Annotated in this window: 9 protein-coding genes; 7 read left to right on the top strand and 2 right to left on the bottom strand. The window is 47.1% G+C overall.

The window, feature by feature from the left end:
• The first annotated feature begins 95 nt into the window (after positions 1-95).
• From glmS to OU793_RS12095, 4 genes are all read left to right on the top strand, one after another.
• Positions 96-1,928: a glutamine--fructose-6-phosphate transaminase (isomerizing) gene (glmS, locus tag OU793_RS12110; protein WP_005453795.1), complete on the top strand. Its 1,833-nt coding sequence runs from the start codon at positions 96-98 to the stop codon at positions 1,926-1,928.
• Positions 1,929-2,131: 203 nt separating this feature from the next.
• A complete protein-coding gene (locus tag OU793_RS12105; RefSeq protein WP_021823444.1) occupies positions 2,132-2,509 on the top strand; it encodes a DUF3316 domain-containing protein in 378 nt (125 codons plus the stop codon).
• A gap of 102 nt (positions 2,510-2,611) precedes the next feature.
• Positions 2,612-3,304, top strand: coding sequence for a heavy metal response regulator transcription factor (locus tag OU793_RS12100; protein ID WP_025557656.1), 693 nt, complete (start codon positions 2,612-2,614; stop codon positions 3,302-3,304).
• Positions 3,297-4,682 carry a heavy metal sensor histidine kinase gene (locus OU793_RS12095; RefSeq protein WP_180793917.1) on the top strand — a complete coding sequence of 462 codons (1,386 nt, stop codon included), beginning with the start codon at positions 3,297-3,299 and terminating at the stop codon, positions 4,680-4,682. Before OU793_RS12100 ends, OU793_RS12095 begins: the two co-directional genes overlap by 8 nt.
• 54 nt (positions 4,683-4,736) lie before the next feature.
• On the opposite strand, the gene OU793_RS12090 is transcribed toward OU793_RS12095, so the two are convergent.
• Positions 4,737-5,819, bottom strand: a complete 1,083-nt coding sequence (locus tag OU793_RS12090; RefSeq protein WP_006742744.1) for a glycerol dehydrogenase — start codon at positions 5,817-5,819, stop codon at positions 4,737-4,739.
• Positions 5,820-6,172: 353 nt separating this feature from the next.
• Here OU793_RS12090 and dhaK point away from each other — a divergent pair, with 353 nt between their 5' ends.
• From dhaK to ptsP, 3 genes are read left to right on the top strand one after another with little or no spacing between them, the layout of a single operon-like run.
• The gene (dhaK, locus tag OU793_RS12085; RefSeq protein WP_025500392.1) at positions 6,173-7,231 is read left to right on the top strand and encodes a dihydroxyacetone kinase subunit DhaK; all 1,059 of its coding nucleotides are present in this window, start codon (positions 6,173-6,175) and stop codon (positions 7,229-7,231) included.
• Between the two features lie 15 nt (positions 7,232-7,246).
• Entirely contained in the window at positions 7,247-7,882 is a 636-nt protein-coding gene (dhaL, locus tag OU793_RS12080) for a dihydroxyacetone kinase subunit DhaL (protein ID WP_005379705.1), read from the top strand.
• A gap of 1 nt (position 7,883) precedes the next feature.
• A complete protein-coding gene (ptsP, locus tag OU793_RS12075) occupies positions 7,884-10,283 on the top strand; it encodes a phosphoenolpyruvate--protein phosphotransferase (RefSeq protein WP_159404193.1) in 2,400 nt (799 codons plus the stop codon).
• A 78-nt stretch (positions 10,284-10,361) separates the two neighbouring features.
• Here the strand turns inward: ptsP and dhaR are convergent, their stop codons facing one another.
• A complete protein-coding gene (gene dhaR / locus OU793_RS12070; RefSeq protein ID WP_005487461.1) occupies positions 10,362-12,287 on the bottom strand; it encodes a dihydroxyacetone kinase operon transcriptional regulator DhaR in 1,926 nt (641 codons plus the stop codon).
• Positions 12,288-12,383: the final 96 nt, after the last annotated feature.

Below are 12,383 nucleotides of genomic sequence, written 5' to 3'. Positions count from 1 at the left end.
TCATATTTTGCTTCCCTCTGAATACAGGCCTTTGCTTGCTGCCTCTATCTGAAACATGGCTAGGGAAGAACAAAACTACAAACGGAGATAAACACATGTGTGGAATCGTAGGTGCAGTAGCACAACGAGATGTTGCAGAAATTTTAGTTGAAGGCTTACGCCGCTTGGAATACCGCGGTTACGACTCTGCGGGCGTGGCAATTGTTGACGCTGAAGCAAACCTAACGCGCATTCGTCGCCTAGGTAAAGTACAAGAGTTGGCGGACGCGGTTGATGAAGCGAAAGTGGTTGGCGGTACTGGTATCGCTCACACTCGTTGGGCGACGCACGGTGAACCTTCTGAAATCAACGCTCACCCACACATGTCTGGCGACATCACGGTGGTTCACAACGGTATTATTGAAAACCACGAAGAGCTGCGTGAACTGCTTCAATCTCGTGGTTACGTATTCGAATCGCAAACGGATACAGAAGTTATCGCACACATGGTTGAGTGGGAACTGCGTACAGCTGAATCTCTACTAGAAGCGGTACAAAAAACCGCGAAACAACTTGAAGGCGCGTACGGCACAGTGGCGATGGATCGTAAAGACCCATCTCGCATCGTCGTAGCACGTTCTGGCAGCCCAATCGTGATCGGTTTTGGTGTCGGTGAGAACTTCCTTGCTTCTGACCAACTTGCACTTCTTAACGTAACACGTCGCTTCATGTACCTAGAAGAAGGTGACGTAGCAGAAATTACTCGCCGTGACGTAACGGTTTTCGATGTGACTGGCGAACGTGTTGAGCGTGAAATTACCGAATCAAATGCAGAGCATGATGCCGGTGATAAAGGCCAATACCGTCACTTCATGCAAAAAGAAATCTACGAGCAACCTAAAGCGTTGATCAACACAATGGAAGGCCGCATCACGGCAGACTCTGTTGTAACTGATGCGATCGGTGTGCATGCGGCAGACATTCTAAGCAAAGTAGAACACGTACAAATCGTCGCGTGTGGTACGTCTTACAACGCAGGTATGACAGCGCGTTACTGGTTTGAAGACATTGCTGGCGTGAGCTGTGACGTCGAAATCGCGTCTGAGTTCCGTTACCGTAAGTTTGTGACTCGTCCAAACAGCCTTCTTATTACGTTGTCTCAGTCTGGTGAAACAGCAGATACGTTAGCCGCTCTTCGCTTAGCAAAAGAGAAAGGTTACATGGCGGCGATGACCATCTGTAACGTAGCGGGTTCTTCTTTGGTTCGTGAGTCAGATTTTGCATTCATGACTCGCGCTGGCGTCGAAATCGGCGTGGCTTCAACCAAAGCGTTCACGACCCAGCTTTCTGCACTGCTTATGCTGGTAACAGCACTGGGTAAAGAGCAAGGCCGCATCAGCAAAGAGAAAGAAAAAGAGATTGTCGAAGCGCTACATGCACTTCCTAAGCAAATCAACGCGGCACTTTCTTTCGAGAAAGAAATTGAAGCACTAGCAACGGATTTTGCAGACAAGCACCACACATTGTTCCTAGGCCGTGGCGAGTTCTACCCAATCGCGATGGAAGCGTCTCTAAAACTGAAAGAGATCTCTTACATCCACGCAGAAGCGTACGCGGCGGGTGAACTGAAACACGGTCCTCTTGCGCTGATTGATGCTGACATGCCTGTTGTTGTGGTTGCACCAAGCAACGACCTACTTGAAAAGCTAAAATCAAACGTTGAAGAAGTGCGTGCACGTGGCGGTCTTCTATACGTATTCGCAGATGCAGACGCAGGCTTCGAAGGCGATGAAACAATGAAGATCATCACGATGCCTCACGTTAGTGAAATCACGGCGGCGATCTACTACACCATCCCAATGCAATTGCTGTCTTACTACGTAGCACTGATCAAAGGTACGGACGTAGACCAACCACGTAACCTAGCGAAAGCGGTAACGGTTGAGTAATAACGCTTAACAGCAAAAATCCTAAGCGGCACATGCGAGAGTATGTGCCGTTTTTTTGTCTTGTTCTAAGCGTGATGGAGCGCTCAAGCGCCTTCGCCAATAGGTTGCTTTCATGACAAAAATGTCATGTTGTTGAAAGGGTGGTGTCAGAGGCGGTGTTCAATAATGACCTCATTGAAAACAAGCACTCAAAGGTTAACAACATGAACGCAATCAAAACTGCTCTTTTTGTAACGGTAATGGCAATGACTAGCGCATCTGCATTCGCTCAACCACTTTTCACTGGTGGCAACTACGTGAGCCGCGAAGAGATGAAAACCATCTCAGTTACGCCGACAGCAACGTCAGATGAGGCTTATCAACAGGCTCTGTCTGAACTCAATTCACTTAAAACCATGTCGGCTCGTGAACTGAATAAAGAGCTCAATATCCTGACGTTTAATGTGAAGTCTCGCAGTACGCATTTAAAAGATGGTGGCTTCGTGACTGTGCAAGAACGCATGAATGAAGATGGTCAGTTGGAATATTTGGGCAAAGTGAATGTCAAAGTGCATTATGCCGAACGCGATAATAATCGATAATGGTTTACCAAGGAGGAAGAGTATGGTGTGGTTCACATCATGCTCTTTTTCGAGCTTTATACTGGGTTCTCATCCTCCCGCTAACACACTAGGTAAGTAAAGTTGAAAATATTGATCGTCGAAGATGAGCACAAAGCCGGAGAATATCTGCAAAAAGGTTTGATTGAATCTGGGTATGTGGTGGATTTAGTGCATGATGGGGTCGATGGGCTTTATCACTCTACCAGTGAAGAATATGACTTAATCCTCCTCGACATTATGTTGCCTAAACTCGATGGTTGGCAGGTGCTTAACACATTGCGCAGTAGTGGGATTCACACCCCTGTGATCATGCTGACAGCGAAGGAGCAAGTGGAAGATCGCGTGCGCGGTTTTGAGTTGGGTGCCAATGACTATGTGGTAAAACCTTACGCGTTTGCAGAGCTACTGGCGCGTGTTCAAAACGTATTTCGTCATCATATTGCCGCGCAAGTGGTCGCATCGCCGCAAACATTACGTGTGGCAGATTTAGAACTTGATATGATCAAACGCGTTGCCACGCGCGCGGGGCAGTCGATGTCGCTTACCGCCAAAGAATATGCCCTGCTTGAGTTGTTGATGCGCAAAACTGGCCAAGTGCTTTCGCGTACCACCATTGCGTCGTTAGTGTGGGATATGAACTTTGACAGCGATACCAATGTGATTGATGTGGCGGTCAAACGTCTGCGTAGCAAAGTGGACAAACCGTTCGATAAACCACTGATTCACACTGTCAGAGGGATGGGCTACAAACTCGAAGAGAGTCGTGATGCCTAAGTTCTCGCTGCCTTTTTCCATGAAAAACAAGCTCGTGCTGATGTTTGTTAGTATGACGTTTGTGACCTATTTTTCTTTGGCTTTCATCCTACAGTACGCCATTGAGCGCCACTTTTATTCGCAAGATTTCAGCTATATTTCCAGTAAGTTCAATGCCATTGAGAACGAGTTAAAACGCTCGCCAGAGGATGTGTTCAAGCAAGCGAATAACAGCACGCTCTACATGTGGGTGTTTGAAGGCAAGCAGAACGTCTATCAGAATTCGAGCCTGACGATTCCTCAGAACCGAGCCTACAGCATTAGCTCACCTCAAGTTTTAAATCACGAGCGCTCCATCGAATGGAGTGAGGACTCGCTGAATATTCGCGCGTTTGCGTTTCAAGCTGGGGAGTATCAGGTGGTGCTCGGCATGAGTATCAACCACCATATTTTGTTTTTGGATAAGCTCGACTGGATTTTGTTTTGGGCGCTCGGTTTGGCGTTTGTGATTTCTTCCGCGTTGAGCGGTTGGATGGTAAAACGTGGGTTGAAGCCGATTGTGGGATTGAATCAGCACATTCAACAGATATCACCAGAGCAAATGGGCATTCGTCTCGACCCCGATTCGTTGCCAATAGAACTGCGCGAGTTAGCCAACAAACACAACGCGATGCTCGATAGGTTGCAAACTGGTTTTCGCCGCTTGAGCGAGTTTTCTTCTGATATAGCACATGAGTTAAAAACGCCACTCACCAACATTACTACGCAAAATCAGGTCATTTTAGGTGCGTGTCGAACGCCTGAAGAGTATCAGGATGCGATTGCCTCAACGTTGGAAGAACTCAACCGCATCACGAAAACCATCAACGATTTGCTCTACATTGCCAAGGCTGAAAACAAGCTCATTCATCGCCATGACGAAGTGTTTGCGGTGCAGGAGGAAATCGAACGTTTGGTCGCGTATTTTGAAATATTGGCCGAAGATGCCGATGTGCAAATCGTGAGCTCAGGCGACGGTCAGCTCTATATGGACAAAAACATGTTTGAACGTGCGGTGGGCAATTTGCTCTCCAACGCGATTCGTCATGCGTATGCTGATTCAACCATTGTGATTGACGTTCAAGAGGTTGATGAACAGGTGACGGTATCGGTCAGCAACCAAGGTGATACCATTGCCGAGCAAAACTTACCGTACCTTTTCGACCGTTTTTATCGCGCAGATAAATCTCGCCAACATGTCGGTAGCGTAGGTGCAGGGCTGGGTTTGTCGATTACCCAATCTATCGTGCAAGCGTATGAAGGACAGATAAAAGTAACATCAGATAAAGAAAAGACGCGGTTTGTTTTGATGTTGCCATCGGCAGGTGTCAATGGAAGTGATAAGTCAGTTGAAACATAAAAGGCAAACCTTGGCTTGCCTTTTGGGACTCAAACTCGTTTGAAGTTATTTGGGTTATTGGCCCAGTTGATGAGCGGTTAGAATAGCAGAGTAGACATTTTCTGCCGTAACTGGGAATGGCATATTGTGGATGGTTTCTCCCTCGGCCGTTGAAGCTTCGGCGACCTCGCGCAACTTATCGTGATTAAGCTCTTTAACGCCCATATCAAATAAGTTGGTTGGTAGACCTACAGAGCGGCAGAAGGCGAGAACCGTATTAATCTCTTCCATCGCTGCGTTTTCTAGCACCAATTGAACAAGTGTTCCGAACGCGACTTTCTCACCATGATAGAGATGGTGACACTCTTCGAGCTTGGTTAGGCCGTTATGAATAGCGTGAGCACCCGCTAGACCACTGCTTTCGAAACCGATACCGCTAAGGTATGTATTGGCTTCAATAATGTTTTCTACCGCTTTGGTGCTCACACCATTTTCTACCGCAGCTTTTGCTTTTACACCATCTTCAAGCAAGGTTTCATAGCAAAGTTTCGCAAGCGCTTGTGCTGAACGCGTCGCTAACCCACCAGCCATTGTTGCCTTACCAGAAGTCATGTTGGCACGAGCTTCAAAGTAGGTGGAGAGCGCATCGCCCATCCCCGATACCAGTAGGCGAACTGGGGCTTTTGCGATGACTGATGTATCCATGATGACCATGTCTGGGTTTTTAGGGATCATCAAGTATTCCGCAAACTCACCTTCAGGTGTGTATATCACCGCAAGAGCAGAGGTTGGCGCATCAGTCGAGGCAATCGTAGGAACCACCACGACAGGAATTTTGGTGTAAAACGCAACGGCCTTTGCTGTATCTAACGTTTTACCGCCACCAATACCGACAATGACATCATGTTTTTGAGTCGCACAAATGTCCGTGATGCGTTCAATCTCAACGCGCGAACATTCGCCACCAAAAATGTTCATAGTGAGTGGAAGCTTTTCGTCAGCAAAGCTTTGTTTGACGTCATCACCAACCAGGTTAGTCACGAACTCATCAGCAATTACTAACGGACGTTCACCCAATGTTTTCACATAGTGAGCGATAGATGTAAGTACTTGTTCACCTTGGACGTATTTGCTTGGGCTGATAATAATTTTGTCCATAATTCAAACCTTTAACCTTTTTTATGTGTGTTTTGGACTGCAATGAAAATCCATTGTAGCGATAAGGTTTATATTAGGTTTGGTGTGGTAAGTGGTGAAGGATATCTCTGATTTTGTTCCATGCTTTTATGACCTCTGTGTCAAACCGACTGTCAGAAGTAATAAGCATCAGCATGCTTTATGGCGACGATCACTATTCAGGAAAATTTGTCGTTTTTCGTTTCATATTGAAACAAGAATGTCGAAGATTTTGTTTCAATATGAAACGGATTGATTTTTGTTGAGTACGCTTTTTCTCTGTTTAAGATGAATTCATACCCTACATAAAAATATAAATGGAATGAGATAGAACGATGAAAAAGTTAATTAACCAAGTCGATGATGTTGTATTGCAGCAAATGGAAGGCCTGGCATTGTCCCGCCCTGAGCTAAAAGCTAACTACGAACCTCGTTACATGTGGCATGAGGAAACGCCGGGGCAAGTGGCATTGGTTTCTGGTGGTGGCTGTGGTCATGAACCTTTGCACGCAGGTTTTATTGGTCAAGGCATGCTGACAGGCGCCTGCCCAGGAGAGGTATTTACTTCACCTACGCCAGATCAAATGTACGAATGTGGCAACCAAGTGAATACTGGTGAAGGCGTGCTATTTATCATTAAAAACTACACCGGCGACGTGTTGAACTTTGAAACGGCCGTGGAGTTGCTTCATACCGATGGCATCAAAGTTGGGGCGGTGTTGGTGGATGACGATGTTGCGGTCAAAGACAGCCTGTATACCGCTGGTCGTCGTGGTGTTGCTGGAACGGTATTAGTTGAGAAGTTAGTTGGTGCTGCCGCGAACAAAGGTTATTCGCTGGAGCAATGTGAAGCACTGGCTCGTCGCGTCAATAATCACTGTCGTTCATTTGGCGTGGCGCTTAATGCTTGTGTTGTGCCAGCTGCGGGTAAACCATCTTTTGTTCTGGAAGATGATGAAGTGGAGTTTGGTGTTGGTATCCATGGTGAACCAGGTATCAAGCGAGTGAAATACACCGACGCCGATACGTTAGTGGATGAGATGTTTGCTGAAGTTGCTGAAAACACGCCTTATCAGCGCATATTGCGTATTTGGAATCGTGACGAAGGTGAATGGGATGAAGTGGAATCCAGCATTGAGCCTTTCGCCGCTGAACACGACTACATTGTGATGGTGAATGGTATGGGCGGAACGCCAATTTCTGAGCTTTACGGGGTGTACCGCCGTCTTGCCCATAACTGCGAGCAAGCGGGGTTCCGTATCGTGCGTAATATGGTTGGTAACTTCTGTACGTCACTCGATATGGAAGGCGTTTCAATTACGTTGCTGAAAGCAGATAAAGAGATGTTGGAGCTGTTTGATGCTCCTGTCGATACGGCTGCGATCAAGTGGTAACAGGGGGGAGCAAACATGCAAATTGAAAAACAACATATCGTTCACTGGTTAGAGTTATGTGCAAAAACGTATCAAGAGAATCAAGATTTTCTGACCGACCTTGATCGTGATATTGGTGACGCAGACCATGGTCTCAATATGAACCGAGGCTTTAAAAAAGTTGCTGAAAAACTGCCGCAATTTGCGGACCAAAATATCGGCAGCATTCTCAAGAATACGGGCATGACTTTGCTTTCTAGTGTCGGTGGGGCAAGTGGCCCGCTGTATGGCACGCTGTTTATTCGCACGGCTGCCGCTGTCGGAACTCGAGAGCAATTAACGTTTGAAGAGTTAGTGGATGCACTAAAAAGCGGTGTGGATGGCGTAGTGTCTCGTGGTAAAGCGGAGCTGGGTGATAAAACCATGTGTGATGTTTGGTTACCCGTTTTAGTTAGCGTGAAGGCGTCGTTAGAAAATGGCATGAGCGCTGACCATTTATTGAATGAAATGGTTGAGCTAGCAGAAACGAACGCGGTTGCCACGATTGAAATGTTGGCGAAAAAAGGGCGAGCAAGCTATCTGGGGGAACGTAGTATTGGCCACCAAGATCCCGGTGCAACCTCTTCACTGTTAATGATTAAAGCGTTACAGCAGGCAATAGCAGGTAATTAAGATGGTGGGAATTGTAGTTGTATCTCATAGTCGTCGCCTTGCAGAAGGGGTGGCCGAACTTGCCACCCAAATGACGCAAGGCAAAGCCAAGCTTGCGATTGCGGCTGGGATTGATGATCCAGAGAACCCGATCGGAACTGATGCCATTGCCGTGATGGAAGCGATTGAGCAGGTACATGATCAACAAGGGGTTGTTGTATTGATGGATCTTGGCAGCGCGTTGCTTAGCACTGAAATGGCTCTGGATCTGATTGAGGATCATGTGAGGGAAAATGTCACCCTTATCTCGGCCCCTATTGTTGAAGGAACCATGGCGGCGTCGGTGGCTGCTGCCTCCGGACTACCTTTATCGACGGTAGTCGAAGAGGCACAGAATGCGTTAAGCGTAAAACGAGAGCACCTTGGTGATCAGCCACTAACATCCGCTGAGATAGTGCCAGTATCAGAGAACTTTGAGCAAGAGCGGACATTTGATTGGGTAGTGCAAAATCCGCATGGATTACATGCTCGTCCCGCTGCGGCCATTGTTGGTGCACTCGCGCCTTTTGATTGCCAATTATGGTTGAAAAAAGGCGAGCGCAGTGTGAACGCGAAAAGCTTAAACAGCATTGCGAAACTTGGCGTTCGTAGCCAAGAGACGATCACGCTGTGCGCACTCGGCTCTCAATCCAGTGAAGCAATCAAGGCATTTGAAGCCTTAGCTAGTGAGCACTTCGGAGAAAAAGAGGCGGTTGAGCAAGGCATTATTGAATCTGAAGAGTGCTCGGGTACTTTGCTCGATGGCATGGCCTCAAATCAGATTGAAGGTGCTGTTGTTGGTATTCGAGTCAATGACGGTATCGCTACTGCTCCAGTTGTCCTTTTTACTCATGAAATGCCAGCAGTGCCTGAACGTGATTTCCAAAGTGAACAAGATGAAATTGAACGGGTTAAGCGTGCGATAGGCGTGGTTGTTCAACATTTGCAGGAGCAAGCGAAGCTGCCGAAAGGAGAAATATTTGCTGCTCATAGCATGATGCTCAGTGACCCAGAATTATGGGCATCGGTCGAGTCGCGAATTCAAACGGGCATGATAGCCGAGCAAGCTTGGATAGAATCACTGCAAACGCTAGCCGACGAGTTTCGCCAGGCTGAAAGTCAGTACATGCGGGAACGCGAAGCTGATGTGCATGATATCGCACGCCAAGTTATGGTCGAAATGACAGGTGTAACGCCTAATGCCATCGACATTCAGGAACCGAGTATTTTGTTGGCTCGTGACCTTATGCCTTCTGATGTGGCCGGGCTTGATAAATCGAAAGTGCTTGGTATCTGTTTGAGTGAAGGAGGGAAAACCTCTCACAGTGCGATTCTTGCTCGTGCGATGGGGATTCCTGCCATCGTTAAAGCTCAGGGCTGTCTTGATGCTGTGCGTGCTGGGCAAGTGGTGACTATTGATGGCTTTCGAGGGCATTTATGGTTCTCTCCTTCAGATGCCATACAGCAGGAATTAGAAGCGCAACAAATTGAGTGGCAAAGTACCCGACAAAGTGCGCTAGCGAGTGCTCAGCAAGCCTCAGTTACCTGTGATGGCGTCCATATTCCAGTATTCGCCAATATTGGCGGACCAAAGGATATTGATGATGCGCTAACATCGGGGGCTGAGGGCGTTGGTCTATTTCGGACTGAGTTTCTATTTCAAAACAGTGATGAGTTGCCAACTGAGGAAGCGCAATATCAAGTGTATCGTGATATTGCTGCCGCACTTGGTGATAAGCCACTTACGATTCGTAGTTTAGATGTTGGCGGTGATAAGCCTTTAGCCGCTTATCCTATGCCAGCGGAAGATAATCCATTTTTAGGTTTGAGAGGGGTGCGGTTGTGCCTTCAACATGAGTCATTGTTTACCGCCCAACTTCGAGCCATTCTGAGAGCCTTCCACGAGCAACCGAATATTCAATTGATGATACCGATGGTGGCCCAGGTTGAAGAAGTGAGAAAAGTAAAAGCGCTGTTGGCGCATCAAGCAAACCAACTCGGCTTGGATGCGACTCATTTGCCTGTCGGTATTATGATTGAGGTACCCGCCGCGGTGTTGAATGCTGATGCGTTAGCACAAGAAGTCGACTTTTTCTCTATTGGCACCAATGATTTGACTCAATATGTTATGGCCGCCGATCGAGGCAACGCTGCCGTTGCTGAATTGGTGAACTACTTTGAACCATCGGTACTAAAAGCCATTGAACTCACTTGTGCAGCAGGCGATCGCGCGGGCATACCGGTCAGTATGTGCGGTGAGATGGCTGGTGATCCAAATGCCACAGAAACATTGCTTCGTGTGGGGTTACGAAAATTCAGCGCCAGTTCGAGTCTGCTACCGGGACTAAAAGCGCAGATTCGTCAGTTGTCTGTTGATGTTTAATCGATACCTTTATCGTTAGTACATGTATACCGGCGAGCTTACGCCGGTTTTACTTTTGTAGGAACGCCATTTCTTGGCTTAATACAGCTTCATTTGTTCCTGCAGCCCAAACTTATTAATTTTTCTCCATAGGGTCGTGCGGCCAATTTGCAATGCTTTCGCCATGTCATGCATTTTGCCATCACACTGATTCCAAGCCTGAACAATCGCTCTTCTCTCAGCTTCTTCTAGCGTGATTACCGGCGTATTCTCTGCGGTATGGCGAGAATTCAGTTTAATGTCTTCTGGAATATCGTTCAGCTTGATTAAGTTCGAACTGCGGTTAAGCAAAATTCGCTCAGTTCGGTTTCTTAATTCGGAGTTATTGCCTGACCAACGAAAATTCATCAACGCTTCCAGTGCGACTGGCTCTATCGAGATAGTCACATTGTGGCGGCGCTCATAATGGCTGATAAGCTGCTGGACGAGAAATTCAATGTCTTCTTTGCGCTTTCTTAGTGGCGGAATATGCAGCTCGTTCGAGGAGATTTCATAATAAAGTTGCCGACCAAATGAGCGCTGAGTGACATACTCGCTGATCTCTGAAGCGGTGCTCGTAATAAGTTGAAAGTCTACGGGGATCAATCGCAAACTGTCGCTGCGGCTGACGAGCCCAGTTTTTAACAACTTAAGTAACACGGCTTGTAAATCGGGCGACAGATATTCCACCTTTTCTAAAAAGAGCGTACCGCCATGGGCGAGCTCAAACTTAGAAGGCATGCCTTGTCCTTCGTCGTAGCCCAGGGTTTCTTTGACCAGTTGCTCTGTATTGATGGAGCGGCAGTTGAGCGTAATGAACGGCCCTTCTTTGTAGGTGCTTTCGTTATGAATCGCCATGGCGAGAGTGGCTTTTCCTACACCTTCTTCACCCGTAATTAGAATCGGTGATTTGGACTTTATGGCCCGTTTTGCCACGGTAATGACATGCTTCATTTTTCGTGAAATGACAGGCAAAGTGCTGAATGTATAGCGCGCACTGCCACCTATTTGTTGTTGAGCAAGTTCGCGAATTTTATCGATAGGGTGCAAAAACAATAAGTGTGTGCCGTCGTTGAGTGGACGCAAGGTAATGATCGCTTCAACAAACTCACCACGAACTTCTACCGTTGTGAGCTTGCGGTTGATGCTTGCACCCGACTCAAGACTATTGAGGACATTTGGCGGGAAACGTAAAACAGAAAAGACTTCTTTATCCAAAACCTGACTGGCTTCAATGTTTAACAAGCGCTCTGATTGATGATTTACCATGGTGATACGGCTTTCTTCATCCCAAGCCAGAAGGCCGTCATCCATGCATTCTAGTGTTGCGTTGTGAGCACAAGTGAGGCGGTTAATGTTTTCTTGTTCCGACTGAATATGGATTTGCAAGCTGACTTCTTTCGCGCTCGACGCGATGATGACTAAGTTTTCTTTCTTATAGTTCTCTGCTTTTTTGAGAAGGCATGTTGTGCCGCGTAACTTGCCAAATTGGTCGAAAACAGGTGCTGCTACAGAGGCATAAGAATGTAAGTGGCGATTGAAATGTTCTGCTGCGAAAACTTCACACGGGATATGAGTACCAATACAAAGATTGACCGCATTTGTGCCAATTTTTCCTTCAGACAGAAAACAGCCTTGTTTAATGCCGAGCACCTGCATCTCTTGTTGCATTGAGTGATGTCCCACAACGGAAAGAACGCAGCCGTTGCCGTCAGTTACCATCAATAGCAGGTCTTCGTCTCCTAGCATGTCGTAAGTGTCTTCAAGTACGGTAGTGGCGCATTCGATGAGGTGCTCGTTGCGTTTCATCAGAGATGAGAAGGTAAAGCCAGAGGCAATATGTGGTTTTGACCAGGTATAAGGGCTGCATTGCTTTATGCAACGCTCCCACGACTCAAGTACGGGAGTGCGGGAAAATTCTGGAGATACCCAATGGTGTTTCTGGAAAAACTCCCATTTGGTTTTAGTGTCTTCGATTGAAAGCATGCCATACCGTTTCAACGCCAGCGATAGATTGGTCCGATATTACAGAGACATACGAATATGGACTGTGATGGCTTTCACGCACGCTATACAGAAAGG

The sequence above is a fragment of the Vibrio sp. VP6 genome, assembly GCF_028823755.1.
Taxonomy (GTDB): Bacteria; Pseudomonadota; Gammaproteobacteria; order Enterobacterales; family Vibrionaceae; genus Vibrio; species Vibrio parahaemolyticus.
Note: the sequence above shows the minus strand (reverse complement) of the source record. Positions and strands in the feature narration are given on the sequence as shown.

Coding starts and splice junctions, on each gene's coding strand:
- glmS (WP_005453795.1), top strand. CDS start 96: ATGTGTGGAATCGTAGGTGCAGTAGCACAACGAGATGTTGCAGAAATT.
- OU793_RS12105 (WP_021823444.1), top strand. CDS start 2,132: ATGAACGCAATCAAAACTGCTCTTTTTGTAACGGTAATGGCAATGACT.
- OU793_RS12095 (WP_180793917.1), top strand. CDS start 3,297: ATGCCTAAGTTCTCGCTGCCTTTTTCCATGAAAAACAAGCTCGTGCTG.
- OU793_RS12090 (WP_006742744.1), bottom strand. CDS start 5,819: ATGGACAAAATTATTATCAGCCCAAGCAAATACGTCCAAGGTGAACAA.
- dhaK (WP_025500392.1), top strand. CDS start 6,173: ATGAAAAAGTTAATTAACCAAGTCGATGATGTTGTATTGCAGCAAATG.
- dhaL (WP_005379705.1), top strand. CDS start 7,247: ATGCAAATTGAAAAACAACATATCGTTCACTGGTTAGAGTTATGTGCA.
- ptsP (WP_159404193.1), top strand. CDS start 7,884: ATGGTGGGAATTGTAGTTGTATCTCATAGTCGTCGCCTTGCAGAAGGG.
- dhaR (WP_005487461.1), bottom strand. CDS start 12,287: ATGCTTTCAATCGAAGACACTAAAACCAAATGGGAGTTTTTCCAGAAA.